The organism is Stenotrophomonas sp. MMGLT7, from assembly GCF_021168555.1.
Taxonomy (GTDB): Bacteria; Pseudomonadota; Gammaproteobacteria; order Xanthomonadales; family Xanthomonadaceae; genus MMGLT7.
In genome coordinates this window covers 442,087-465,552 of record NZ_JAJOZS010000002.1, presented here as the reverse complement: position 1 = coordinate 465,552, position 23,466 = coordinate 442,087, and the positions used below count along the sequence as shown (strand labels likewise).

Sequence of the window (23,466 nt, the reverse complement as noted above, 5' to 3'; positions counted from 1 at the left end):
AGGAGAACCGCATGAAATCACGCGCCGCCGTCGCCTTCGGTCCCGGCCAGCCCTTGCAGATCGTCGAGATCGACGTCGCCCCGCCCAGGGCCGGCGAGGTGCTGGTGAAGATCACCCATACCGGCGTCTGCCACACCGATGCCTTCACCCTGTCCGGCGACGATCCGGAAGGCCTGTTCCCGGCCGTGCTCGGCCACGAGGGCGCGGGCGTGGTGGTCGAGGTCGGCGAGGGCGTGACCTCGGTCAAGCCGGGCGACCACGTGATCCCGCTGTATACCGCCGAGTGCGGCGAGTGCCTGTTCTGCAAGTCGGGCAAGACCAACCTGTGCGTGGCGGTGCGCGCCACCCAGGGCAAGGGCGTGATGCCCGACGGCACCTCGCGCTTCTCCTACAACGGCGAGCCGGTCTACCACTACATGGGCTGTTCGACCTTCAGCGAGTACACGGTCGTCGTCGAGGTATCGCTGGCGAAGATCAATCCCGGGGCCAACCCGGAGCACGTGTGCCTGCTCGGCTGCGGCGTGACCACCGGGATCGGCGCCGTGCACAACACCGCCAAGGTGGCCGAGGGCGACTCGGTGGCGGTGTTCGGCCTCGGCGGGATCGGGCTGGCGGTGATCCAGGGCGCGCGCCAGGCCAGGGCCGGGCGCATCATCGCGGTGGACACCAACCCGTCCAAGTTCGAGCTGGCGCGCCAGTTCGGCGCCACCGACTGCGTCAACCCGAAGGAGCACGACGCGCCGATCCAGCAGGTGATCGTGGAGATGACCGGCTGGGGCGTGGACCACAGCTTCGAGTGCATCGGCAACGTCAACGTGATGCGCGCGGCGCTGGAATGCGCGCACCGCGGCTGGGGCCAGTCGGTGGTCATCGGCGTCGCCGGCGCCGGGCAGGAGATCAGCACGCGCCCGTTCCAGCTGGTCACCGGCCGCAAGTGGCTGGGCACCGCGTTCGGCGGCGTGAAGGGTCGCAGCCAGCTGCCGGGCATGGTCGAGGACGCGATGGCCGGCGACATCGAACTGGCGCCGTTCGTCACCCACACCATGCCGCTGGACGACATCAACCATGCCTTCGAGCTGATGCACGAGGGCAAGTCGATCCGTTCGGTGGTCCATTACTGAGATAATCGCATGCGCCTGCTCGACCGCTTCCGCGGATCCGGCGCGCCGCAGGCGCGCGAGGCGCTGGTGGACGGCATCGAGCAGGCGCTGCGCGAGTTGGGCTGGGTGCAGGGCGAGGTCGGCGAACCGCTGCGGGTGGATTCGGCATTCGGCGCCGGCGAGATGCCGTTCGAGCACTGGCTGGCCAGGGTGTTCCTGCCGCGGCTGCAGCAGGCGCGGCGCAGCGGCCGCTGGCCGCCGCGCAGCGAGGTCGCGGTCGCCGCCGGCCGCAACCTCGATGGCCAGCCCGGCACCGGTCCGCTGCTGCGGCTGCTGGCGCGGCTGGACGACGACATCAACAACGGCGCGCGATGATCCTGTGCGCCCACGACAAGGCTTTCCGACATGAAGAACATCCAGGTCATCGATGGTGCACAGAACAACGTCTACGACGTCTTCCAGATCGACGACGAGGATTTCGACCTGATCTTTCCGGAAGGAGGGGGCGAGGCCGTCATCGATGACGTGATCGCGCGCGGCCCGGCCGACGTGCTGGACGCGGTGTTCCACCGCCTCTGGTCGCGGCGGGTGCGCAAGGCGGACGACATGGAGATCCACGGCGTCCTGATCTACCAGATCAAGCACCAGGACGGCGAAGCCGAAGCGGCCGGCACCGACGCGCCGGCGCCCGCCGGCGCCGCCGAAGGCCTGGAACGGGTCGAATCGCATGCCTGTTGCGGCGGCCGCCAGGAGGTGTGGTCGCACCGTTCGGCCACGCTGGGCTGCCAGATGCGCTTTGCCGTCTACCTGCCGCCGCAGGCGCAGGCCGGCCGGCTGCCGGTGCTGTACTGGCTGTCGGGCCTGACCTGCAACGAGCAGAACTTCATCACCAAGGCCGGCGCGCAGCGCTACGCGGCCGAGCACGGGGTGATCCTGGTGGCACCGGACACCAGTCCGCGCGGCGACGGCGTGGCCGATGCCGAGGGCTACGACCTGGGCCAGGGCGCCGGCTTCTACGTCGATGCCACGCAGCAGCCCTGGGCCGAGCACTACCGCATGTACCACTACGTGGCTAACGAGCTGCCGGCGCTGGTGGAGGCGCACTTTCCGGCGACCGCGGCGCGCGCCATCAGCGGGCACTCGATGGGCGGGCACGGCGCGCTGGTGATCGCGCTGAAGAATCCGGGCCGCTATCGCAGCGTGTCCGCGTTCGCGCCGATCGTCGCCCCGAGCCAGGTGCCCTGGGGCGAGAAGGCGTTCGCCGCCTACCTGGGCGAGGACCGCGAGGCGTGGAAGCAGTACGACGCGACCGAGCTGGTGGCATCGGCGTCCGAACGCCTGCCGCTGCTGATCGACCAGGGCGAGGCCGACGAGTTCCTCGACGGCCAGCTCCGGCCGCAGCTGTTCGCCGCCGCGGCGACGGCGGCCGGCTACCCGATCACGCTGCGGCTGCAGCCCGGCTACGACCACAGCTACTACTTCATCGCCAGCTTCATCGGCGAGCACATCGCCCACCACGCCGCCGCGCTGCGCTGAGCGCGGCATGGCGCCGTAGGCCGGGACCGCCGCCCGCCGTTCCTGCGCTGGCGTGGGGCGGGCCCAGGCCGGCCGCGCGGCGCCCACGTCGCGTGCCACAGGCAGTCCGGGCCTCCATCGTTGCCCGTGTGCCACTGGTCCGTCATCTCGGCGCTCACGGCAGGTTCCGCGGCGGCGGGCCAAGGCCCAGCCTGTGGCCTGGCGCGGCATGGCGCGCGGCGGGAGCCACGCCCCGCCGCCGCACGAACCCGGGCATCCCCGCGCGTCGGCCGCATGGGGCCGGCCTGCGCCGCGCCTCCTCCCCGCAGGAGCGACTTCAGTCGCGATGGGGTTCTACCGGGAAGGCCTCATCGCGACTGAAGTCGCTCCTACAGGTACAGGAATGGGCGGCCTTGGCGGTGTCTGCGATGGCGCGCCCAGGCCCGCCCTACGCCACCTGCGCGGCGGCCAGTTGGCCGAGCCGGCGCAGCGCCCGTTCCAGGTGTTCGTCCCACGGCAGGCCACAGCTCAGGCGCAGGTGGTCGCGGTAGTCGCCGCGGCTGGAGAACAGCTGCCCGGGCGAGATGCCGATGCCCTCGGCCAGTGCGGCCTCGAACAGCGCGGTGCCGTCGCCGCCGGGCGGCAACTGCAGCCACAGCGACAGGCCGCCGCTCGGATCGCTGCAGCGCGTGGCCTGCGGCCAGTGGCGCTCGATGCCGGCGCGCAGGCGCCGGGCGTTGTCGGCCAGCGCGCGCCGCAGCCGGCGCAGGTGGCGTTCCTGGTCGTGGCGTTGCAGGTAGTCGGCCAGCGCCAGTTGCGGCAGCGCCGGGCTGCCGACCGTGGAGTGGTACTTGGCGCGCACCAGCGCATCGGTCCATTCGCCGCCGAGCAGCCAGCCGGTGCGCAGCCCCGGCGCCAGCGTCTTGGAGAACGAGCCGCAGGTGATCACCAGGCCGTGGCAGTCGAAGTGCCGCAGCGGCGCCGGGCGCTGTCCCGACCACGCCAGCTCGCCGTAGACGTCGTCCTCGATCACCACCGTGCCGTGGCGCGCGCAGCGGGCCAGCAGCGCCTGCTTGTCGGCATCGCTGGCGACGCTGCCCAGCGGGTTGTGGAAGTTCGGCACCAGCACCGCCGCCCGCACCGGCGCGTCCTGCAGCACCGCATCGAGCCGGGCCAGGTCGAGGCCGCCGCCGGGCCGGTGCGGCAGCTCCACCACCTTCAGCCGCAGCGCCGCCACCGCCTGCAGGATGCCGTGGTAGGTCGGGGTCTCCACCAGCACCACGTCGCCGGGCGCGGCGATGCTGCGCAGCGCCAGGGTGATCGCCTCCATCGCGCCGGCGGTGATGACGACCTCGTCCGGGCTCACCGCGGTCGCCAGCTGCGCGTAGCGCTGCGCGATCAGCCGCCGCAGCGGCGGATGCCCCTGCGCCGGGGCGTAGTCCAGCGCCTGGGTCCGGTTGCGCCGCAGCGCCCTCGCCAGCGCCGCCGCCAGCGCGGTGCCGGGCAGCAGCTCCGGGGCCGGCACGGCGGCATGCAGCGGCAGCAGGTCGCGCCGCGACAGCATGTCGATCACCTCGTGCAGCGCCGGGTTGCTGACCGTGCGCGGCACCCGCCGGCGCGGCACCGGGCTGAGCGGCGCCGGCGGCTGCGCACGCACGAAGTAGCCCGAGCGCGGCCGCGCCAGCGCCAGTCCCTCGCGTTCCAGCTGCAGGCAGGCCTGCACCGCGGTGGCGGCGCTGACGCCGTGCGCCAGCGCCAGACGCCGGATCGAGGGCAGCCGCTCGCCGGCGCGCAGCACGCCGGCGGCGATCTGTTCGCGCAGCTGCGCGGCAAGGGATTCGTAGAGCAGCATGCGGGCCAAGGGATCTGTATCGGTCGATTTTCAAGATAACTGACCCTGTACCGCTTGCGCCATGCCCGCCTAGTCTGTGCTTGCCGGCACGCCGCCGGACTTCGCTCCCCCCGGACCTGCGCCATGCGACTCCCGATCGATATCGTCGATGCCTTTACCCGCGAACGCTTCGGCGGCAACCCCGCCGCGGTGGTGGTGCTGGAGGAATGGCTGCCGGCAGCGTCGATGCAGGCGATCGCCGCCGAGAACAACCTGTCCGAGACCGCGTTCGTGCGCCGCGAGGCCGATGGCGCGTTCGCCATCCGCTGGTTCTCGCCGCTGACCGAGGTCGCCTTCTGCGGCCACGCCACCCTGGCCAGCGCGCACGTCATCGCCCGCCGCGGGCTGGCGCCCTTCCCGATCAGCGTGCGAGCCGCCGCGGTGGGCGAGCTGTACGTCTCGCGATTGGCCGACGGCGAGGGTTTCGAGATGAGCTTTCCCAACCTCGCGCCGCAAGCGCTCGATACCGTACCGGACGCGCTGCTGGCCGGGCTGTCGATCGCGCCGCAGCAGGTGCTGCGCAACCGGCAGGCGTACATCGCGGTGTACGCCGACGAACGCCAGGTACGCGACGTGGTGCCCGACCTGGAACGGTTGAAGGCGCTCGCCCCGCTGGACGTGGCGGTCACCGCACCGGGCCGGGACCACGATTTCGTCTCGCGCTACTTCTGGCCGGCCAACGGCGGCAGCGAGGACCCGGTGACCGGCTCGATCCATGCCGCGCTGGTGCCGTACTGGGCCGCGCGGCTGGGGCGCGGCGAACTGGTCGCGTTGCAGGCCTCGGCACGCTCGGGCCTGCTGCGCTGCCGCGTCGAGGGCGAGCGGGTGCATGTGGCCGGCAGCACCGTGCAGTACCTGCAAGGCCACATCGAGGTATGAGCGTCGCTTCCGTCCCCGGCTCCCGTCCGCCGGTGCCGCCGCGCAGGACGGCGCCGCGCGGGGATTGTCCGCGGTGTCCGCATTTCGCGGGCTCGGCGCCGATGGCGGGCCGTGCGGCGCACTGAAGTCCGCCCCATGGCCTTCCCGCGTCATGCGGTGGGGGAGATCGAGGCCCCCGGAGTCTGCGAACGAGCCGGTCTTTCGTAAAGGAGTCGTACCGATGAGTGTTTCCGATCGCGGCACCGCGCGTGCCGCGCTGTGGCAACTGCTGCTGGGCGAGGTGCTGATCGGCTCGGTCGGCGTGTTCGTGCACGAGAGCGGGCAGGATGCGGTCACCGCGGTGTTCTACCGCTGCCTGTTCGGCGGGCTGTTCCTGCTGGCCTGGGGACTGGCGCGCGGCCATCTGCGCGGCGTCGCGGGCGATGCGGTGCTGCTGCGCGGCGCGGTGCTGAGCGGCGTGCTGCTGGTGCTGAACTGGGTGGCGCTGTTCGCCGGCATGGAGCGCTCGTCGATCGGCGTGGCGACCCTGGTCTACCACTGCTTCCCGTTCGTGATGCTGATCCTGGCGGCGCTGTTCCAGGGCGAGCGCACGCGTGCGGCCGATGTCGGCTGGACCGTGCTGGCGTTCGTGGGCGTGGCGCTGTCGGCCGATCCGCTGCGGATTCTCGCCCGCGCCGATGCATCCTACCTGGCCGGCATCGGCCTGGCGCTGCTGGCCGCGCTGCTGTGCGGCGCCTCGCTGCTGCTGTCGCGGCGGGCGGCGCGGCAGCGGCCGTTCGCGGTGGTGACGGTGCAGTGCTGGGTCGGCGTGGCGATGCTGGCCGGCTTCTCCAGCAGCGGCGTGTTCCATGTCGGCGGCCACTGGGCGTGGCTGCTGGGGCTGGGCGTGGTCCACAGCGGCATCGTCTACGTGCTGTTCTACTCGGCCTACCGGCATCTGCCGGTGGCCACGATCGCGGTCGTGGCCTTCGTCTATCCGCTGGTGGTGCTGCTGCTGGACTACCTGGTCTACGGCCATCGCCTGGCCGTGGTGCAGGTCGCCGGGCTGGTGCTGATCGTGCTGGGCACGCTGGGGGTGAACCTGAAGTGGCGCCTGCCGCGGCGCGGCCCGGCGCCAGCCGCTGCCGACGCCGGATGAAGCGCGGCGGCCGCGCGGCGCGAGGCCGGCTCAGCGCACGTTGCGCAGCTCCCAGCCGTTGCCGGCCAGCAGGCTCATGCGGTGCCTGAGGATCTCGCCGGGGATCGAGGTGGTGGCGACCAGGTTGATGCGCAGGTCGTCCTGGCTGCCGGTGACGTTCGCCCCGGCGTCGGTGACGCCCAGCGCGGGGTCCACCTCGTCCGGGTCGGGCTGGCCGTTGCGCCAGCGCTCGAACCACGCCGGGTCGGCGAGCGCGTGCTGCAGCTGTTCGGCGAAGGCGCCGGCGCCATTGGCGGTGAAGCTCAGTGCCGGGTCGCCGCCGCGTGCGCGGGAAGGATCGGGGAGGCTGATGAAGTAGCTGACGGCCATCGTGGTGTCCCTGGTGAACTGCGGCAAAGCCTAGCAGCAGATGCGGTGATCCGTGCGTGCAGGATCGTCGCGCCGGCTCACGGGAAGGCGTGCGCGGCGTCGGCGAAACCCAGCACGATCGCGCCCTTGCCGACGTTGACCATGCCGGTCAGGCTCATCACGCTCTCGAACACCTCCACCCCGTTCTCGCCGCATGCCAGGCGCAGTTCGGCATAGCCGGGCAGGGCGCGCAGCTCTTCCAGGTCGCCGCCGTAGCTCACGCACAGCGTCGGCGTCATCAGCCCGGCCGACACGCGCCTGCCGACGAACTCGAACAGCCTGGCCGCCGCGTTGTCGAAGCCCTTGATCCTGGCCACCGGCGCGGTGTCGCCGCGGTAGCCGTGCAGCACCGGCTTGATGTCCAGGGCCGAGCCCAGCGCCGCGCTCAGCAGGCCGACGCTGCGATCGCCCTTGGCGCGGGCGCGCGCACGCAGGTAGTACAGGTCGCGGCTGATCATGTAGCCGTGCACGTTGTCGGCCAGCTGCTCCAGGCGCTCGCGGATGGCCTGCACGCTGGCGCCGGCCGCGCGCATGCGCACCGCCTCCACCGCCGATACCGCCTGCGCCGCGAACAGGTTGCGGGTGTCGATCACCCGCAGCGCGAACGGGGTGTTGAAGCCGGCCGCCTGGCGGATCGGCTTGTAGTCGTTGAGGATGCCGAAACTGGCCTGGGTGGCGTTGTCGAAGATCGGGCTGCGGGTGCGGGTGATCGTCATGCAGAACACGTGGTCGTAGTCGATCACCAGCCGCTGCAGGAACAGCTCGCGGATCTGCGGGGCGGTGAATGCGATCGTCTCCGCCGCGGCGCCGTGCTCGGCCACCTGCGCCTGCAGGAAGCCGAGCGTGGCCTGCTCGTCGCGGTGGTCGGCCAGCACTGTCTCGCCGATGCGCACGCTGATCGGCAACAGCACGATGCGGTGGCGCTCGATGAAGTCCCGCGGCAGGTCGCAGGCCGAATCCACCACTATCCCGATACGCATCGTTGCCCCCTCCGGCGCTGAGCGCCTTGTCCGAAAAAAGACCGATGACGCTAGGAGCGCGCGATGCCCTCGGGCAACGCCGCCAGGCGCGCCATCTCGCCGTCGTGCAGCAGCCGCGGGTCGTCCAGCACGGCCCGCATCAGTCCGTGCATGTCGTTGCCCCAGAAGAGTTCGCCGTCGATGTCCAGCGTCGGCACGCCGAACACGCCGGCGGCGAGCGCGGCATCGGTGTTGGCTTGCAATCGCGCCTTGACCGCTGGCTCGGCGATGGCGGCGGCGACGTCGTCGATGCCCAGCGCGGCGGCCACCGCCGCCAGGCCGTTGGCATCGCTGCCGTCGTGGCCGTCGCGCCAGATGTGGTCGAACACGGCGGTGATCGCCCGCGGCGTGGTGCCGGCGGCGATGCACAGCCGCAGCGCCGCCAGCGGGCTGAACGGATGCGCCGGCGGGAACCGCATCGCCACGCCGTCGCCGCGGGCCTGCCACAGCGCCTGGCGGTAGGTGAACACCCGCTTGTGCGGGATCTCGGCCGGTCCGCGGATGCCGCGTTCGCGCAGCACCGCGCCGAACACGATCGGTACCGGCTCGATCCGCGCGAACTGCGGCAGCGCCTGCAGCCTGTGCCAGTGCAGGTAGGAGAACGGCGAGACGAAGTCGAAGTACCAGCGCAGTTGCATGGCGGCGGGGCGGAGGGCGGGCAGACAGCCTAGCCGTCCGGCGCGGTGCAGGCATGCCGCGCTGCGGCGAAGCGCGGCGGCGCAACGGCGGGGCCGGTGGACGGCAACGGCGCGGGTGCGGCCGGGCGGGCGGGTGGCTCGCGCAGTCTTCCCGGGCCAGCCATTTGCCGTGCGCTCGATCGTCGTCCTTGCGGCTTTCCGCGGCCGAGGCGCCTCACGACAGCCTGGGCACTGCGTGAGGCGCGGGACGACGGGCAAGGCAGACGCCGGCGTCGGCGGCTCAGGGCTGCGGGTACGCCCGCGGAAGCGGCCCGGCCTGGCGCAGGTAGCGGTCGCGCAGCTCGGTCTGGCGCGAACGCATCGGGATCGCCCGTCCGTCCAGCCACATCGCGACGGCGGCATGGCCGACGTCGAGCGGGTCGCCGTCCCACAGCACCAGGTCGGCCTGCCTGCCCGCGGCGATGCTGCCGATGCGGTCGGCCACGCCGAAGATCTCCGCCGGCACCCGGGTCAGCCCGGCCAGCCCGTCTTCCCACGGCAGGCCGTTGGCCACCGCGTTGCCGGCCAGCTGGCGCAGCTTGCGCGCGTTGTGCGAGGCGTCGCCGCTCTGGGTGAAGCTGACCTGCACCCCGGCCGCGCGCAGCCGCGCCGCGTTCTCCAGGGTGGCGCCGATCTGGTCGAAGTTGCCCGGCAGGTCGGCCAGCGCATCGACCAGCACCGGCACCTGCGCCTGGGCGATCTGCGGCGCCAGCTTCCACGCCTCGACGCCGCCGGCGATGGCGATGCGTACCCGCTCGCGCTGCGCCCAGCGCAGCAGCTGGCGGATGTCGGCGGCGCGGTCCACCTGCACCACGATGCGGCCCTGGCCGGCCAGGTAGCGCGCCAGCACCGCGCGCCCGGCCGGGGTCAGCAGCGCGTGCGGGGAGTCGGCCGGCACCCGTCCGCGCGCCTCGGCCAGCAACTGGTCCAGCAGCATCCATTGCGCCGCGCGCGAGTTGCCGGTGAGTTCGGAGGCGCCCGCGCCCAGGCGCACGAACAGCGCCCGCGGGCCGATCGGATCGGCGCTGCCGTCCAGCCGCACCACGCCGCCCTGGCCGGCGATGAAGGCGCCGCCGGTGGTGGCGCCGAGCACGGTGAAGCCGATGCCGCCGACCCGCGCCACCGGCAGCAGCACCGAATCGGGGTTGTAGGCCAGGGTGGCGTCGAACTCCGGGCGCATCGGCTGTTCCTCCAGCCTGACCGCGCTGTCGACCGTGCTGTCCTCGCCGGAGACTTCCTCGATGCCGATCTCGGTGATGCCGCCGAACAGCGCCGGGGTCAGCGCACGGCCGTTGGCCTCGACCACGGCGGTGCCGGCCGGCGCCGCCAGGCCGGCACCGACCGCGCGCACGATCCCGCCCTGCACCAGCACGTCGGCATGCTGCAGCGTGCCCCGGGCGGTGGCGGTATGGACGGTGGCGTCGCGGATCAGCACATCCTGGGCGGCGGCGTGGCCGGCCGACAACAGCGACAGCAGCAACATCGCCGTCCCCGCGAAGAGCCTGCCCCCAGCGAAGGCGGGGGCGGGGACCCGGCGGCGTTGCCGTGGGTTCGCGTCTTCGCGGCGGCGACGGACGAGGGCGAGGCGGCTCACGGCGCACCTCCCTGGCCGAGCATGAAGTCCGACACCGGCTGCAGCCGGCGGTCGTGGCGGTCGTAGACCTGGGCGCCGTCGATGTAGACCTTCTCGGCCAGCGCGTAGGAGCCGAACGGGTTGCCGTTCCACACCACCACGTCGGCCATCTTGCCGGCCTCCAGGGTGCCGGTCTGCTGCTCGATGCCCAGCGCCTTGGCGGCGTTGCCGGTGAGCCAGCGGATCGCCCGTTCCGGGGCGATGTCGATGCCGGCCTGGCGGGCCGCGGCCATCGTCTTGGCCGCCTCCTGGTTGAGCCGCTGGATGCCTTCCTCCGAATCCGAATGCACGATCGCGCAGCTGTTGGCGGGGCGGTCGACCAGCGCGATGTTCTCCTGGATGCCGTCGAAGGCCTCCATCTTGAAGCCCCACCAGTCGGCCCACAGCGCACCGCACACGCCCTCGGCGGCGAGCCGGTCGGCGATCTTGTAGGCCTCCACGCCGTGGTGGAAGGCGGCGACCTTGAAGCCGAACTCCCTGGCCAGGTCGAGCATGGTGGCCATCTCGTCGGCGCGGTAGCAGTGGATGTGCACGCGGATGTCGCCGTCGATGGCGCCGGCCAGGGTGTCGAGCTTGAGATCGCGCTTGCCGCCGCTGTCGCCGGAACTGTCGTTGTCGCCGCCGCGGCCCCACCAGCGCTTCTTCTGCGCCGGCTTGGCCGGGGTGTTCTTGCGCAGGTACTCGCTGGCGTCGATGAAGGCGGCGCGGTAGCCGGCGACGTTGCCCATGCGCGTGGCCGGGCCGCCCTTCTGCCCGTAGACGCGCTTGGGGTTCTCGCCGCAGGCCATCTTCAGGCCCCACGGCGCGCCGGGGAACTTCATCGCCTGGTAGGTGGTGGCCGGCACGTTCTTCAGGGTGACGCCGCGGCCGCCGACCAGGTTGGCCGAGCCCGGCAGCACCTGCAGCGAGGTGACGCCGCCGGCCAGCGCGGTGAGGAATCCGGGGTCTTGCGGCCACACCGAATGCTCGGCCCAGACGTTGGCGGTGACCGGCGCGGTCATCTCGTTGCCGTCGCTGTGCGCCTTGACGCCGGGACTCGGATACACGCCCAGGTGCGAGTGCACGTCGATGATGCCGGGGGTGACCCATTTGCCGCGGCCGTCCACCCGCGTCGCCCCGGCCGGTGCCTGCAGCGCCGGCCCGACCGCGACGATGCGGCCGCCCTGCAGCAGCACGTCGGCCTCGTCCAGGCGCTGCCCGGTGCCGGTCAGCACGGTGGCGTGCTCGATCAGTACCGGGCCGGAGGCCAGCGGCCGGTAGGTGCTGGGATAGGGGTCCTGCACGAAGCGCGAGGCGGCCGCGGCCGGCCCGCACAGCAGGGCGCCGGCCAGGCCGGCAAGCAACAGATGACGCATCGATTTCCCCGGGTCGCGATGGATGGCGGATACCCTTCCACGCTAACGGCCGCGGCCGCGCTTGCCAAGGGCCGCGCCGGCCGGGGCGTGATGCGTCGCCGCGGGCGCCATCGTTCGATATCGCGCATGCTTGCGGCGAGCACGCGCGGCAAGGCAACCACGAGGATGACCATGAAGCTTGCAGACAACGTCCTGGAATTCTGGCGCAACGCCGGCCCGCAGCGCTGGTTCGCGCGCAACGAGTCGTTCGATGCGAACTTCCGCCAGCACTTCCTCGATGCCCACCATGCCGCCGCCCGCCGCGAGTACGAGGACTGGATGGACAGCGCCGAGGGCGCGCTGGCGCTGCTGATCCTGCTCGACCAGTTCCCGCGCAACTGCTTCCGCGGCAGCGCGCACGCCTATGCCACCGACGGCCTGGCACGGCACTACGCGCGGCGCGCGCTCGATGCCGGCTTCGACGCGCAGGCGGAGCCGGCGCTGCGGGTGTTCTTCTACCTGCCGTTCGAGCACTCGGAGGACCCGGCCGACCAGGCGCTGTCGGTGGCGCTGCACCGCCGCCTGCCCGATCCCGGGGCCGACGAATGGGCGCTGCAGCACCAGGACATCATCGAGCGCTTCGGCCGCTTCCCGCATCGCAATCCCGCGCTCGGCCGCCAGACCACGGCGGCCGAGCAGCGCTTCCTCGACGAGGGCGGATTCGCCGGCTGAGGCGCAGCGGCCGCCTCGGCATCCAGGCGCTGCCGGCTCAGCGCGCCATCACCCCGATCACCAGCGCATTGGCCAGGTCGATGAAGAATCCGCACACCAGCGGCACCACGACGAAGGCGCGCGCGGCGGCGCCGTACTCGCGCGTCACCGCGGTCATGTTGGCGATCGCGGTGGCGGTGGAGCCCAGCGCGATCCCGCCGAAGCCGGCGCACATCACCGCCGCCTCGTAGTCCCGTCCCATCGCCCGGAACACCACCAGCAGCACGAAGGCGACCACCAGGGCGATCTGCAGCGCCATCACCACCGCGATGAAGCCCAGCACCGGCTGCAGTTCCCACAGGCGCAGTCCCATCAGCGCCATGGTCAGGAACATGCCCAGGCAGATGTCGCCGATCAGCGCCAGCCCGGGCTGCATCAGCGGGCGGTTCCACATGCGCCCGCGCCCGTCCGGCGCCGCGGTGTCGGCGACGGCGCGCAGCACGATGCCGGCGATCAGGCAGCCGACGAAGTCGGGCAGGGTGACCGAGGTGGTCGCGATCGCCGCGCCGATGCCGCGGCCCAGCATCAGCGTGAGGTTGAGCCAGAACAGCGCCAGCAGGAAGCCGTGGTAGTCGAGCGCGGTGCCCGGCGTGTCGCCGTGCAGCGCGCCCAGTTCCAGGTCGGCCTTGCCGGACGGCCGTACCCGGTGCCGGCGCATCAGGATGCCGGCGATCGGACCGCCGATCGTGCACGCGGCGATCAGGCCGATCATGTTGGCCGCCAGTCCCAGTTCCTGCGCGCCGGCGATGCCGAGGGTGTCGACGAAGTGGGAACTCCAGGCCAGGGTGGTGCCGACGCCCCCCGTGAGCGAGACCGAGCCGACCATCAGCCCGGCGCGCGGGTCCATGCCGAACGCGCCGGCCACGCCCATGCCGACCAGGTTCTGCAGCACCATGAAGCCGATCGCCAGCGCCGCCAGTATCGCCAGCGAGCGGCCGCCGGCGGCCAGCGTGCGCACGTCGGTGTTCAGGCCGATGGCGGCAAAGAAGTACAGCAGCAGGATGTCGCGCGCACCGAGCTCGAAGGCGACGCTCAGGCCGGCGCCGTAGTACAGCGCGCACACCACCGCGGCGCAGAGCGTGCCGCCGACCAGGGCCTCGGGGATGCTGTAGCGGCGCAGCAGTTCCACGCGCGCGAGCAGGCCCTTGCCGGCGAACAGCAGCAGGATGGCCAGGGTGAAGCTGGTGAAGGCTTCGAGCTGGAGCGGCGGCATGGCGTCGTGTCCGGAATCGGCGGTGTGGAGGGCCCGGCGGGGGTGTGCAGGATGCGTGCGTCGTGAGCGCCGGCGCAAGCGGTCGAGCGCGGATGTCGTGCGCTGCCTTGCGCGGGCAGGGCTGCGATCGCCGTGCTCGCCCGGCAACGAGCCATCGATGCCCGGGCGATCGGCAACCGCGGCGAATGCCGTGCTTCCCATCCCATCCCGTCCGGCCCGGAGGCACGGCCCTGGAGCGTTCGCCGGCCGCGAGCCGGTGGCGCGCAGGTGGCCCCCTTCGACCGCTTCCGCCTTCCGCGCACCTGACTGGCGCCAACTGGCAGTCCTCGTATCGAAACGACCGTCGTCCCCGCGAAGGCGGGGACCCAGTGCCTTGCCGCGGTGCAGGCTCAAGTCGCCGGTGCCCGCCTTCGCGGCGACGACGACTGGAAGGCCGTGGCTGACACTAGACGCCGATCAGGTCCGCGCAAGGCGGCGGCACCGGCGATTCCCGGCAGTCCCCTGCCGGCGGCGGCGAGTGCCGGCCGCTACGGCATCAGTACTTCGGCACGCTGCCGTCCACCTCGTCCGACCAGGCGTCGATGCCGCCGGTGACGTTGTAGACCTCGGTGAAGCCCAGGCCGCGGAAGTGCTCGGCCGCCTGCAGGCTGCGGCCGCCGCGGTGGCACAGGAACGCCAGCGGGGTGTCCTTGGGCAGCGCCTCCAACTGCGCGCGGCCTTCGCCGTCGAGCGTGCTGAACGGCGCGGCCACCGCCGCCTGCGCGCGCTCGTCGGCCGGGCGCACGTCCACCAGGGTCAGCTTGCCGGCCTTGACCTGGTCGTCGGCGTCGCGCGGCGACAGTTCCTGCACCGGCCGCGGCGCGTTGGGGTTGTCGATGGCCAGGCCGCGGCCGCGGATGTCGTCCACCCAGTCGATGGTGATGCCGTCGGCGCGGCGAGCGCTGGCCAGGTCGAACTGCACGCGCAGGCCGTTGGACTCGGCGGCGATGGCGCCGGGATCGGTCGGCGCCAGCTGGAAGTTCGGCTGGAACTGCGCGTCGATCGACAGCGCCAGCGAGGCGCCGGGCGCGTCGGCCAGCGCGCCCCTGAGCATCTCCACCGCCGCCGGGGTGATGGTGATCGCGGGCGGGGTGCGGTCCGGCACCGGCAGCCCGAGCGCCTGGCTCAGCTCGCCGCTCTCGGCCATCTGCAGGATGATGTCGCTGCCGCCGACCAGCTCGCCGTCGATGTACAGCTGCGGGATCGTCGGCCAGTCGCCGTAGGCCTTGATGCCCTCGCGGATCTCCGGGTCGGCCAGCACGTTGACGTGGGCATAGTCCACGCCCAGGCCGTCGAGCGCGCCGACCGCCTTGGCCGAGAAGCCGCACTGCGGCATGCCGGGCTGGCCTTTCATGAACAGCACCACGCGGTTGGAGTGCAGCAGCGATTCGATGCGCGAACGCAGGGCGGGGTCGAGGGACATGGGCAGGACCGGGATGTAATCGGGCCGGTCATTCTACGCGGCATGGCATCATGGGGCATGAGCGCACCGGAAACGCTGCATCGCATTCCGTCCCGGCCGTACCGCTGGTGGGGCTGGCTGCTGGCCTCGCAGCTGCTGGTGCTGGCGGTGTGGTGGGGCGCGGGCTGGCGCTGGGGCCTGCCGGCGCTGCTGCTCTCGCATGCCGCGTTCGTGGTGCCGGTGTTCCTGCCGCGTGCGCGCCTGTACGCGCCGGTGCTGGCGCGGCTGCCGGGCAGCGCGCCGCGGGTGTGGCTGACCATCGACGACGGCCCGTCCGACGACACCTTGGCCATGCTCGACCTGCTCGCTGCCCATGGCGCCAGGGCGACCTTCTTCCTGGTCGGCGAGCGCGCCGCGGCACGGCCTGATCTGGTGCGCGACATCCTGCGTCGCGGCCACGGCATCGGCAACCACAGCCATACCCATCCGCAGGCCTGGTTCTGGGCGCTGGGGCCGCGGCGCATGGCCGCCGAGATCGGGCAGGCGCAGCGCGCGCTGGCCGCCATCGCCGGCACGCCGCCGCGCTGGTACCGCTCGGTGGTCGGCATGACCAACCCGTTCGTCGCCGCGCCGCTGCGCGAGCACGGGCTGGCCCGGGTGGCCTGGAGCGCGCGCGGCTTCGACGGCGTCGACTGCGAGGTGGACGCGACCGTGGCGCGGATCGTGCGCGACCTGCGCCCGGGCGCGATCGTGCTGCTGCACGAGGGCGCGGCGCACGGCCACAACCCGGCGATCCTGCGCGGCGTGCTGCAGGCGCTGCGCGCGCGCGGCTATGCGGCGGTGCTGCCGGAGGCCGGCGCTGCAGCGTGCGGCCATGCCGGCGCGAGCACGCGCCGGCCGTCGCGCAGGCATCCCGACGCGTCCCAGTCGTCCTGAGCGTTGAACGCGATCGAAGGACGCTGGCGCAGATCCTCCAGCGCACGCCGGTAGGCATCCGCCTGTTGCTGCAGGTGCCGCCGCTGCCCGGCGCCGTCGCTGTCCGCGCGCGGCGGATGGATGCCGAACAGCAGCAGCGGTTCGAGCACATCGAAGCCGACGTAGCGCAGGCTGTACAGCAGCGGCCACAGGTGGACCCGGGTATCGCCCTCGATGCCGTCCGCGCCGCAGCGCGCCGCCGGCGAGCCGACCGTCACGCCCAGCAGCGCCCGCTTGCCGCGGCAGACGCCGCGATCGAAGCGGCGCCGGCTGGAATACATCCCGCCGTAGACGAACACCCGGTCGATCCAGCCCTTGAGCATCGCCGGCGCCCCGAACCACCACAGCGGGAACTGCAGCATCAGCAGGTCGGCGCGGCGCAGCCGCGAAAGCTCGCCGGCGACGTCCTCCGGAAGGCTCCCCTGCTCGCAGGCGTGGCGCTGTTCGGCCTGCGTATCGAAACGCCGCCGATCGAGCGGCCGCGGGTAATGCGCGGCCCGCTCGGCCGGGTCGAAGGCCTGCGCATACAGGTCCGACACCTCCACCGTGCCATGCCGCGCGAGCACGTCCATGGCGATCCGCCGCAGCTGTGCGTTGTACGAATCGGGTTCCGGATGGGCGATCAGCAACAGCGAGTTCATGCAAGAATTCCCATGTCCATCAAGCGTGCGGTCCACTCTCGACGGTCCGCACGGGCATGGTCAATGACGCACTTTTCGGTAACCCATGGGTATGGCGTGGCGCACGGCGGATTCCATCGCGGCGATGTATACGATCCGGAGTGCTCGGCGCGCGACGTGCTGGAACTGATCGGCAGCAAGTGGGTGCTGCTGATCCTGCCCCTGCTCGCCGCCGGCCCGCTGCGCAATGCCGCCCTGCAGCGGCGTGTCGGCGGCATCTCGCAGAAGATGCTGGCGCAGACGCTGCGCGCGCTGGAACGCAACGGGCTGGTGGCGCGGACCCGCGGGGAGGACGGCAGGAGGATCGCGGTGAGCTATGCGCTGACGCCGCTGGGAGCGTCGCTGTGGCAGGCACTGGCGGCGCTGGACCGCTGGGCCGAGCACCATTTCGTGGAGCTGGATCGCGCGCGCGAGGCCTACGACCTGAGCCGCGCGGACGGCGACGGCGGGAAGGCCGGCGGGGCGGCCTGAGGGCGATGGCGGGCTGGCGCCGTCTCAGCGCCCGGCCACCACCAGCCAGTTGTTGAACGGGGTGTTGCCGTACAGCGGCGAGAACGTGGCCTGCAGCCCGGCGTCGTCGAGCTGGCGCTGCAGGCTGTCGCGGGTGGGGAAGCTCTTGGGCAGCTCCTGCATCCAGCCGGAGAAATGCGCCAGGAAATCGCTCACGCGGCTGGTGCGGCCGCGCCGGCTGTCGTCGCCCAGGCCGCTGCGGATGACCAGCTTCGCGCCCGGCGCCAGCATGCCGGCGGCCTTGCGGATCAGCCCGGCCTGGACGTCGGCCTGCAGGTACTGCAGTACGTCGAGGATGGCGACGCTGCCGCGGTGCTCGGGCCAGGACTGGCCCAGGTCGACCACGTCGAAGCGGGTGCCGTGCAGTTGCGAGCGCTGCGCGATGGCGACCGCGCGGCGGATCTTGGCCGCGTCGATGTCCACGCCGTGGTAGTCCAGCGCCTGGCCGTCGGCGCGCAGCGCATGCGCCAGCAGGCCCAGGCCGCAGCCGAGGTCGAGCAGCGGCGCGGCGGTGCCGCGCAGCGCCGCCAGCACGCCCGGGTACAGCGGGTCGGTGCGCAGCTTGGTGCGGGTGTAGTAGTAGTCGTAGCGGTTGCCCAGCGGGTGCGCGGGCAGGAACGCGCGGGCGATGGCCTGCGCCTCGGCGGCGTTCATGGGGCGGGTGGCGTCGCGCAATGTCGGTCCTTGGCGGCGGGAGCGGGGGCTCAGGCTAGCGCATCGCGCGCGGCGGGCAAGGCCTGCGATGCCCACAACGCATGCATCGCGGCCGAGGGGTGCAGGCCATCGGCCGCGAGCATGGCCGCCTCGGCGCCGCGTTCGCGGCTGACCGGGGCGATGTCGACGAAGGCCGCGCCGCGCGCGGCGCACAGTGCGGCGGCAGCGGCGTTGAAGGCGTCCAGCTCGGTGGCGATGCGCGCGCGATCGCGTCCCTGCGCGGCGGCGAACGGGGTCACTCCCCAGTCCGGGATCGCCAGCACCAGCACGCGCGCGCCGCGGCCGCCGGCGAAGCCGGTGGCGCGTTCCAGCAGCGCGGCGAAGCCTCGGCGGTAGTCCGCCAGCGCCCGCCCGCGGTACTGGTCGTTGACCCCGACCAGCAGGCTGACCAGGTCGAACGGGCCCCGCGGGGCGGCGGCGTCGATGCCGGCGTCGAGTTCGTCGGTGGTCCAGCCGGTGGTGGCGACGACGAGCGGATCGGCGAGCGGCAGCCCCGCCTGGCGCAACGCCACCGCCAGCTGCCGCGGCCAGCGCCGTGCCGGGTCGATGCCCTCGCCGACGGTGTACGAGTCGCCCAGGGCGAGGTAGCGCAGCACGCGATCGGGCCTTGCGCCGCTCAGGCCACCGCGCTGCGCGGCTTGATCGGCACGACCTTGGTGTTGGCCTCGGCGCGCCGCGCCAGGGCGCGGTCGATGCGGACGAACACCTCGCGCATCACCGCCGCCTCCGGCAGCAGGGTCACCCGGAAGTGGTTGCGGTAGGGCACGTTGAAGCTGGAGCCGGGCACCACCAGCACGCCCTCGTCCTGCATCAGCTCCAGCGCGAAATCGTGGTCGTCGAAGTTGCGCGCGGCCGCGCCGGTCACCGCCGGGAACGCGTACAGCGCGCCGGCCGGGGCGACCAGCGACAGGTGTTCGCTGGCGGCGCAGGCCTCGATCACCGCGCGGCGGGTCTCGTACAGGCGCCCGCCGGGCGCGCACAGCGGCGAGATCGTGTCCGGGCCGTTCACCGCCGCCTCGATCGCGTACTGGCCGGGGACGTTGGCGCACAGGCGCAGCGCGCTGAGCAGGTCCATCGCCGCGCGCAGCTCGCCCACGCGCGCGCCGTCGCCGGACAGCAGCGCCCAGCCCACGCGCCAGCCGCAGGCGCGGTGCACCTTGCTCAGGCCGCTGAAGCTGATGCACGGATGCTCGCCGGCCAGCGGCGCGACCGGCTGGAAGACGGCGCCGTCGTACAGGATCTGGTCGTAGATCTCGTCCACCATCAGCAGCAGGTCGTGCTTGGCGGCGATGGCGACGATGCGCTCCAGCAGCTCGCGCGGGTAGCTGGCGCCGCTGGGATTGTTGGGGTTGATCAGCACGATGGCGCGTGTGCGCGGCGACACCAGCGTCTCGATCTTGCTCGGGTCGGGCAGGAAGCCGTTCTCAGGGTCGCAGCTGTAGTAGACCGGGCGGCCGTCGTTGAGGATGGTCGCCGCCGACCACAGCGGGTAGTCGGGCGAGGGGATCAGCACCTCGTCGCCGGGGTTGAGCAGCGCCCGCAGCGACAGGTCGATCAGCTCGGACACGCCGTTGCCGACGAACACCCGCTCCGGCTCGGCGTCGGGATAGCCGCGCCGCGCATAGGCACCGGCCAGCGCCTCGCGCGCCACCGGCAGGCCCTGCTGGTGGGTGTAGGGATCGGTGCGGTTCATGTCGTCGGCGATCGCGTGCTGCAGGTGCGGCGGCGCGCGGAAGCCGAAGTTGCCCGGGTTGCCGATGTTGAGCTTGATCAGCTTGCGGCCCTGCGCCTCCAGCTCCCGGGCTCGTCGCGCCAGCTCTCCGCGGATTTCGTAGCGGACTTCCGACAGGCGCTCGCGGGTGGCGAGCGGCTTGAGCGACGAGCTTGACATTGGCATGCGGGCCGGGTGGGGCGTGGGACCGGCATGGTAGCCCCAAAAACGCCGCCGCGGCAGGGTGCCGGCCGCCGCCCCTGTAGAATCCGCGCATGAGCCCGCCCGACATCGACTACGCCCGCCTGCGCCCGATCGGCTGGCCCTGGCCCGGCGAACCGGCCGAGCCGGGTTGGCGCCAGCTCATGCAGCAGCATCCGCAGGCGCAGCCGGCGCGGGTGGTCGAGCAGCACCGCAGCGGCTACGTGGTGGCCTCCTCGACCGAGCAGCAGCTGAAGGCCGAGTCGCCGCCGGAATGGCAGCGGCCGCGCTTTCCCTCGCACGAGCGCGCCGCGGTGGGCGACTGGGTGCTGCTGGAGGGGGCGCGCATCGTCGCGCTGCTGCCGCGGCGCACCGCCATCAAGCGCGGCGCCGCCGGCGAGCACTACCACCAGCAGGTGATCGCCGCCAACATCGACACCGTGTTCGTGGTCTGCGGCCTGGACGAGGACTTCAACCCGCGCCGGATCGAGCGCTACCTGCTGCTGGTGGGCGGCGGCGGCGCCGAGCCGGTGATCGTGCTGACCAAGGCCGACATCGCCGCCCGGGCGCAGGACGCGGTGGCGACGCTGGCCGGGCTGGCGGCGCAGCAGGTCGCCGTGTGCACGGTCAACGCCCGCGACCCGCACAGCGTCTCGGCGCTGCAGCCCTGGCTGGGCGAAGGCCGCACCGCGGTGCTGGTGGGTTCCTCCGGCGCCGGCAAGTCCACCCTGACCAACACCCTGCTCGGCGAGCAGCGGATGAAGACCGGGCACGTGCGCGAGAGCGACTCGCGCGGGCGCCACACCACCACCCATCGCGCGCTGATCCCGCTGCCCGGCGGCGCCTGCCTGATCGACACCCCGGGCATGCGCGAGCTCAAGCCCACCGGCGAGGAAAGCCTGGCCGAGGGCGGGTTCGCCGACATCGAGGCGCTGGCCGCGCAGTGCCGCTTCAACGACTGTGCGCACCAGGCCGAGCCGGGCTGCGCGGTGCGTGCGGCGATCGAACGCGGCGAGCTGGACCCGGCGCGGCTGGTCAACTACCTCAAGCTGCGCGACGAGGTGGCCGGCGCCGCCGGCAAGCTGTCGGCGCGGCTGGCGCAGAACGCCGCCGCAAGGCCGCCGGGCCGCAACCCGGGCAAGCGCCCGGGCGGGCGCCGCTGAGGCGCGATGATGGCAGGGGAAGCGGGCGGGAACAGTGCGATGCACGAGCGACGTAGGAGCGACTTCAGTCGCGATGGGGACTTTCCGGTAAAGCCCCATCGCGACTGAAGTCGCTCCTACGGGGGGCCTGCATTCGGCTGCCCCTTATCCCATGTACAGGCCGCCGTTGACCGGGTAGTCGGCGCCGGTGACGTAGGCCGCCTCGTCCGACGCCAGCCAGGCGCACAGCCCGGCCACTTCCTGCGGCTTGCCGAGGCGGTGCACCGGCACCGAGGCGGCCAGGCGGTCGAGCACGTCCGGCGGGAAGCTGCTGATCGCCGCGCTGGCGATGTAGCCGGGCGAGATGGTGTTGACGGTGACCCCGCGCGAGGCCACCTCGTGCGCCAGCGCACGGGTGAAGCCGTGCATCGCCGCCTTGGCGGTGGCGAAGTTGATCTGCCCGATCTGGCCCTTCTGCGCGCTCACCGAGCCGATGTTGACGATCCGTCCCCAGCCGCGCGCGACCATGCCGTCCACCACCTGCTTGCTGATGTTGAACAGCGAGTGCAGGTTGCTGGCGATCACCGCGTTCCAGTCCTCGCGGCTCATCTGCCGGAACAGCACGTCGCGGCTGCCGCCGGCGTTGTTGACCAGCACGTCGATCTCGCCGACCTCGGCCCTGACCTTGGCGAACGCGGCCACGGTGGAGTCCCAGTCGGCGGCGTTGCCCTCGGAGGCGACGAAGTCGAAGCCCAGCTCGCGCTGCTCGCGCAGCCAGGCGGCCTTGCGCGGCGAGTTGGGGCCGCAGCCGGCGACCACGGTGTGGCCGCTGCGCGCCAGCTTCTGGCAGATCGCGGTGCCGACGCTGCCCATGCCGCTGGTGACGTAGGCGATTCGGAGGGTCATGGGTGAACTCCTTCGGAGTTGGGATTGGGGATTAGGGATTGGGGATTGCCAGCCATTCGGCTGCGAAAAGCCGGGATTGGTGGAATCCGCGGGCTGTCGCCAATCCCGGATCCCCACTCCCGAATCCCGGGCGGCCGTCAGGCCGCCAGCGGAAACAGCCCGAACAGCAGCCCGCCGGCCATCAGCAGCAGCGAGATCAGCGTCGCCCACTTCAGGGTGAAGCGCTGGTGGTCGGCGAAGTCGACCTTGGCCAGGCCGACCAGCAGGTAGGTCGAGGGCACCAGCGGGCTGAGCAGGTGCACCGGCTGCCCGGCCAGCGAGGCGCGCGCCATCTCCACCGGGGTGATGCCGTACTGGCCGGCGGCCTCGGACAGGATCGGCAGCACGCCGAAGTAGAACGCGTCGTTGGACATGAAGAAGGTGAACGGCATGCTCGCCACCGCGGTGATCACCGCCAGGTACGGGCCCCAGCTGTCCGGGATCACCGCAAGGAAGCTGCGCGACATCGCCTCGACCATGCCGGTGTTGGAGAGGATGCCGGTGAAGATGCCGGCGGCGAAGATCAGCGACACCACCGACAGCACGTTGCCGGCGTGGTTGACCACGCGCCGGCGCTGCTCGGCCAGGTCGGGGTAGTTGATCACCAGCGCCACCGCGAAGCCGATCATGAACAGCACCGGCATCGGCAGCACGCCGATCACCAGCGCGGTCATCAGCGCCAGGGTCAGGCCCAGGTTCACCCACAGCAGCCGCGGCCGCTTGATGTCCTCGGCGTCCTCCACCGTCGGCAGCGCGTCGCCGTCGTCGGACACGCTCGAATCCAGCCACTGCCCGCCCGCCGGCAGCTTCACCACGCCCAGCCGGCGCCGCTCCTGCAGGCCCAGCCACCACGCCAGCACGAGCACGCCGGCGATCGCCAGGCCCATCGCCGGCACCAGCGGGATGAACACCTCGGCCGGGTCCACGTGCAGCGCGGTGGCCGCGCGCGCGGTCGGCCCGCCCCACGGGGTGAGGTTCATCACCCCGCCGGCGAGGATGGTCACGCAGGTCATGTTGAGCGCGTTCATGCCCAGCCGGCGATACAGCGGCAGCATCGCCGACACCGTGATCATGTAGGTGGTCGAGCCGTCGCCGTCCAGCGAGATCAGCAGCGCCAGGATCGCCGTGCCCATCACGATCTTCAGCGGGTCGCCCCTGACGATGCGCAGGATGGTGCGCACCAGCGGGTCGAACAGGCCGGCGTCGATCATCACCCCGAAGTAGAGGATGGCGAACATCAGCATCACCCCGGTGGGCGCGATCTTCTTGATGCCGTCGAGCATCATCTCGTTGATGCCGCTGCCGAAGCCGCCGGCCAGCGCGAACGCGATCGGCACCGTGATCAGCGCGACCAGCGGCGACAGCCGCTTGCTCATGATCAGGTACATGAAGGTGATGACCATTCCGAAGCCGAGCGCGGTCAGCATGGGCGGGATTCCTCGGGTATCGCGGGGGAGGGGAAACGCTTTTCGCTTTGCTTGTAGGAGCGACTTCAGTCGCGATCGGGCTTCACCGGGAAAGCCCCATCGCGGCCGAAGCCGCTCCTACGCAAGGCGGGAAAGGCAGGCA

22 protein-coding genes and 1 pseudogene are annotated in these 23,466 nt (G+C 72.2%); 9 read left to right on the top strand and 14 right to left on the bottom strand.

Going from position 1 to position 23,466, the window contains the following annotated elements:
• Window positions 1-11: 11 nt before the first annotated feature.
• The 3 genes from LRX76_RS04730 (at window position 12) to fghA (ending at window position 2,636) form a co-directional block, all read left to right on the top strand.
• Complete coding sequence (locus LRX76_RS04730) at window positions 12-1,121, top strand: S-(hydroxymethyl)glutathione dehydrogenase/class III alcohol dehydrogenase (protein ID WP_231802573.1); 1,110 nt, start codon at window positions 12-14, stop codon at window positions 1,119-1,121.
• 9 nt (window positions 1,122-1,130) lie between these two features.
• Complete coding sequence (locus LRX76_RS04725) at window positions 1,131-1,475, top strand: YqcC family protein (RefSeq protein ID WP_231802571.1); 345 nt, start codon at window positions 1,131-1,133, stop codon at window positions 1,473-1,475.
• A 333-nt stretch (window positions 1,476-1,808) separates the two neighbouring features.
• Window positions 1,809-2,636, top strand: coding sequence for an S-formylglutathione hydrolase (fghA, locus tag LRX76_RS04720; protein ID WP_231802667.1), 828 nt, complete (start codon window positions 1,809-1,811; stop codon window positions 2,634-2,636).
• Between the two features lie 427 nt (window positions 2,637-3,063).
• Here the strand turns inward: fghA and LRX76_RS04715 are convergent, their stop codons facing one another.
• Window positions 3,064-4,467 (bottom strand): PLP-dependent aminotransferase family protein, encoded by a 1,404-nt coding sequence (locus LRX76_RS04715; RefSeq protein ID WP_231802569.1) that lies wholly within the window; start codon window positions 4,465-4,467, stop codon window positions 3,064-3,066.
• 123 nt (window positions 4,468-4,590) lie between these two features.
• Between LRX76_RS04715 and LRX76_RS04710 the strand changes: the two genes are divergently transcribed.
• Window positions 4,591-5,385 (top strand): PhzF family phenazine biosynthesis protein, encoded by a 795-nt coding sequence (locus LRX76_RS04710; protein WP_231802567.1) that lies wholly within the window; start codon window positions 4,591-4,593, stop codon window positions 5,383-5,385.
• A 220-nt stretch (window positions 5,386-5,605) separates the two neighbouring features.
• Window positions 5,606-6,523 carry a DMT family transporter gene (locus tag LRX76_RS04705; RefSeq protein ID WP_231802565.1) on the top strand — a complete coding sequence of 306 codons (918 nt, stop codon included), beginning with the start codon at window positions 5,606-5,608 and terminating at the stop codon, window positions 6,521-6,523.
• A 30-nt stretch (window positions 6,524-6,553) separates the two neighbouring features.
• Here LRX76_RS04705 and LRX76_RS04700 read toward each other — a convergent pair whose 3' ends face one another.
• From LRX76_RS04700 to LRX76_RS04680, 5 genes are all read right to left on the bottom strand, one after another.
• On the bottom strand, window positions 6,554-6,892 hold the full coding sequence (locus tag LRX76_RS04700) for a hypothetical protein (protein ID WP_231802563.1): 339 nt from the start codon (window positions 6,890-6,892) through the stop codon (window positions 6,554-6,556).
• Between the two features lie 77 nt (window positions 6,893-6,969).
• A complete protein-coding gene (locus tag LRX76_RS04695; RefSeq protein WP_231802561.1) occupies window positions 6,970-7,911 on the bottom strand; it encodes a DegV family protein in 942 nt (313 codons plus the stop codon).
• 50 nt (window positions 7,912-7,961) lie between these two features.
• Complete coding sequence (locus LRX76_RS04690; protein WP_231802559.1) at window positions 7,962-8,588, bottom strand: DsbA family protein; 627 nt, start codon at window positions 8,586-8,588, stop codon at window positions 7,962-7,964.
• Window positions 8,589-8,868: 280 nt separating this feature from the next.
• Window positions 8,869-10,110 carry an amidohydrolase family protein gene (locus LRX76_RS04685; RefSeq protein WP_231802557.1) on the bottom strand — a complete coding sequence of 414 codons (1,242 nt, stop codon included), beginning with the start codon at window positions 10,108-10,110 and terminating at the stop codon, window positions 8,869-8,871.
• A 107-nt stretch (window positions 10,111-10,217) separates the two neighbouring features.
• Window positions 10,218-11,615 carry an amidohydrolase gene (locus LRX76_RS04680; RefSeq protein ID WP_231802555.1) on the bottom strand — a complete coding sequence of 466 codons (1,398 nt, stop codon included), beginning with the start codon at window positions 11,613-11,615 and terminating at the stop codon, window positions 10,218-10,220.
• A 171-nt stretch (window positions 11,616-11,786) separates the two neighbouring features.
• Here LRX76_RS04680 and LRX76_RS04675 point away from each other — a divergent pair, with 171 nt between their 5' ends.
• Window positions 11,787-12,326: a DUF924 family protein gene (locus tag LRX76_RS04675; protein WP_231802553.1), complete on the top strand. Its 540-nt coding sequence runs from the start codon at window positions 11,787-11,789 to the stop codon at window positions 12,324-12,326.
• A gap of 37 nt (window positions 12,327-12,363) precedes the next feature.
• On the opposite strand, the gene gltS is transcribed toward LRX76_RS04675, so the two are convergent.
• Together gltS and grxD are read right to left on the bottom strand one after the other, a co-directional pair.
• Complete coding sequence (gene gltS, locus LRX76_RS04670; RefSeq protein WP_231802551.1) at window positions 12,364-13,578, bottom strand: sodium/glutamate symporter; 1,215 nt, start codon at window positions 13,576-13,578, stop codon at window positions 12,364-12,366.
• A 535-nt stretch (window positions 13,579-14,113) separates the two neighbouring features.
• Window positions 14,114-15,040 (bottom strand): Grx4 family monothiol glutaredoxin, encoded by a 927-nt coding sequence (grxD, locus tag LRX76_RS04665; RefSeq protein ID WP_231802549.1) that lies wholly within the window; start codon window positions 15,038-15,040, stop codon window positions 14,114-14,116.
• A 42-nt stretch (window positions 15,041-15,082) separates the two neighbouring features.
• Between grxD and LRX76_RS04660 the strand changes: the two are divergent.
• A pseudogene (locus LRX76_RS04660) lies at window positions 15,083-15,850 on the top strand (polysaccharide deacetylase family protein); the annotation flags it as partial.
• On the opposite strand, the gene LRX76_RS04655 reads toward LRX76_RS04660, so the two are convergent.
• Window positions 15,850-16,635 (bottom strand): NAD(P)H-dependent oxidoreductase, encoded by a 786-nt coding sequence (locus tag LRX76_RS04655; protein ID WP_231802547.1) that lies wholly within the window; start codon window positions 16,633-16,635, stop codon window positions 15,850-15,852. The pseudogene LRX76_RS04660 and the gene LRX76_RS04655 sit on opposite strands and share 1 nt — an antisense overlap.
• 63 nt (window positions 16,636-16,698) lie before the next feature.
• Between LRX76_RS04655 and LRX76_RS04650 the strand changes: the two genes are divergently transcribed.
• The gene (locus tag LRX76_RS04650) at window positions 16,699-17,145 is read left to right on the top strand and encodes a helix-turn-helix domain-containing protein (protein ID WP_231802545.1); all 447 of its coding nucleotides are present in this window, start codon (window positions 16,699-16,701) and stop codon (window positions 17,143-17,145) included.
• 24 nt (window positions 17,146-17,169) lie between these two features.
• Here LRX76_RS04650 and LRX76_RS04645 read toward each other — a convergent pair whose 3' ends face one another.
• Genes LRX76_RS04645 through LRX76_RS04635 form a run of 3 tightly spaced genes read right to left on the bottom strand, consistent with a single transcriptional unit; the run spans window position 17,170 to window position 19,789 of the window.
• Window positions 17,170-17,838, bottom strand: coding sequence for a class I SAM-dependent methyltransferase (locus LRX76_RS04645; RefSeq protein ID WP_231802543.1), 669 nt, complete (start codon window positions 17,836-17,838; stop codon window positions 17,170-17,172).
• Between the two features lie 50 nt (window positions 17,839-17,888).
• On the bottom strand, window positions 17,889-18,494 hold the full coding sequence (locus LRX76_RS04640) for a GDSL-type esterase/lipase family protein (protein WP_231802541.1): 606 nt from the start codon (window positions 18,492-18,494) through the stop codon (window positions 17,889-17,891).
• Between the two features lie 20 nt (window positions 18,495-18,514).
• Entirely contained in the window at window positions 18,515-19,789 is a 1,275-nt protein-coding gene (locus tag LRX76_RS04635; RefSeq protein ID WP_231802539.1) for a pyridoxal phosphate-dependent aminotransferase, read from the bottom strand.
• 95 nt (window positions 19,790-19,884) lie between these two features.
• Between LRX76_RS04635 and rsgA the strand changes: the two genes are divergently transcribed.
• The gene (gene rsgA, locus LRX76_RS04630) at window positions 19,885-20,973 is read left to right on the top strand and encodes a ribosome small subunit-dependent GTPase A (RefSeq protein WP_231802537.1); all 1,089 of its coding nucleotides are present in this window, start codon (window positions 19,885-19,887) and stop codon (window positions 20,971-20,973) included.
• 144 nt (window positions 20,974-21,117) lie between these two features.
• On the opposite strand, the gene phbB is transcribed toward rsgA, so the two are convergent.
• Both phbB and LRX76_RS04620 read right to left on the bottom strand, forming a co-directional pair.
• A complete protein-coding gene (gene phbB / locus LRX76_RS04625) occupies window positions 21,118-21,858 on the bottom strand; it encodes an acetoacetyl-CoA reductase (RefSeq protein WP_231802535.1) in 741 nt (246 codons plus the stop codon).
• 137 nt (window positions 21,859-21,995) lie between these two features.
• Window positions 21,996-23,324, bottom strand: coding sequence for a CitMHS family transporter (locus LRX76_RS04620; RefSeq protein WP_231802533.1), 1,329 nt, complete (start codon window positions 23,322-23,324; stop codon window positions 21,996-21,998).
• Window positions 23,325-23,466: the final 142 nt, after the last annotated feature.

What these genes read in the sequence shown, in the direction of transcription:
- LRX76_RS04715 (WP_231802569.1), bottom strand. Translation starts at nt 4,467, where the DNA reads ATGCTGCTCTACGAATCCCTTGCCGCGCAGCTGCGCGAACAGATCGCC.
- LRX76_RS04690 (WP_231802559.1), bottom strand. Translation starts at nt 8,588, where the DNA reads ATGCAACTGCGCTGGTACTTCGACTTCGTCTCGCCGTTCTCCTACCTG.
- LRX76_RS04675 (WP_231802553.1), top strand. Translation starts at nt 11,787, where the DNA reads ATGAAGCTTGCAGACAACGTCCTGGAATTCTGGCGCAACGCCGGCCCG.
- phbB (WP_231802535.1), bottom strand. Translation starts at nt 21,858, where the DNA reads ATGACCCTCCGAATCGCCTACGTCACCAGCGGCATGGGCAGCGTCGGC.
- rsgA (WP_231802537.1), top strand. Translation starts at nt 19,885, where the DNA reads ATGAGCCCGCCCGACATCGACTACGCCCGCCTGCGCCCGATCGGCTGG.
- LRX76_RS04635 (WP_231802539.1), bottom strand. Translation starts at nt 19,789, where the DNA reads ATGTCAAGCTCGTCGCTCAAGCCGCTCGCCACCCGCGAGCGCCTGTCG.
- LRX76_RS04645 (WP_231802543.1), bottom strand. Translation starts at nt 17,838, where the DNA reads ATGAACGCCGCCGAGGCGCAGGCCATCGCCCGCGCGTTCCTGCCCGCG.
- LRX76_RS04725 (WP_231802571.1), top strand. Translation starts at nt 1,131, where the DNA reads ATGCGCCTGCTCGACCGCTTCCGCGGATCCGGCGCGCCGCAGGCGCGC.
- grxD (WP_231802549.1), bottom strand. Translation starts at nt 15,040, where the DNA reads ATGTCCCTCGACCCCGCCCTGCGTTCGCGCATCGAATCGCTGCTGCAC.
- LRX76_RS04730 (WP_231802573.1), top strand. Translation starts at nt 12, where the DNA reads ATGAAATCACGCGCCGCCGTCGCCTTCGGTCCCGGCCAGCCCTTGCAG.
- LRX76_RS04710 (WP_231802567.1), top strand. Translation starts at nt 4,591, where the DNA reads ATGCGACTCCCGATCGATATCGTCGATGCCTTTACCCGCGAACGCTTC.
- gltS (WP_231802551.1), bottom strand. Translation starts at nt 13,578, where the DNA reads ATGCCGCCGCTCCAGCTCGAAGCCTTCACCAGCTTCACCCTGGCCATC.
- LRX76_RS04655 (WP_231802547.1), bottom strand. Translation starts at nt 16,635, where the DNA reads ATGAACTCGCTGTTGCTGATCGCCCATCCGGAACCCGATTCGTACAAC.
- LRX76_RS04620 (WP_231802533.1), bottom strand. Translation starts at nt 23,324, where the DNA reads ATGCTGACCGCGCTCGGCTTCGGAATGGTCATCACCTTCATGTACCTG.
- LRX76_RS04700 (WP_231802563.1), bottom strand. Translation starts at nt 6,892, where the DNA reads ATGGCCGTCAGCTACTTCATCAGCCTCCCCGATCCTTCCCGCGCACGC.
- LRX76_RS04680 (WP_231802555.1), bottom strand. Translation starts at nt 11,615, where the DNA reads ATGCGTCATCTGTTGCTTGCCGGCCTGGCCGGCGCCCTGCTGTGCGGG.
- LRX76_RS04695 (WP_231802561.1), bottom strand. Translation starts at nt 7,911, where the DNA reads ATGCGTATCGGGATAGTGGTGGATTCGGCCTGCGACCTGCCGCGGGAC.
- LRX76_RS04705 (WP_231802565.1), top strand. Translation starts at nt 5,606, where the DNA reads ATGAGTGTTTCCGATCGCGGCACCGCGCGTGCCGCGCTGTGGCAACTG.
- LRX76_RS04685 (WP_231802557.1), bottom strand. Translation starts at nt 10,110, where the DNA reads ATGTTGCTGCTGTCGCTGTTGTCGGCCGGCCACGCCGCCGCCCAGGAT.
- LRX76_RS04650 (WP_231802545.1), top strand. Translation starts at nt 16,699, where the DNA reads ATGACGCACTTTTCGGTAACCCATGGGTATGGCGTGGCGCACGGCGGA.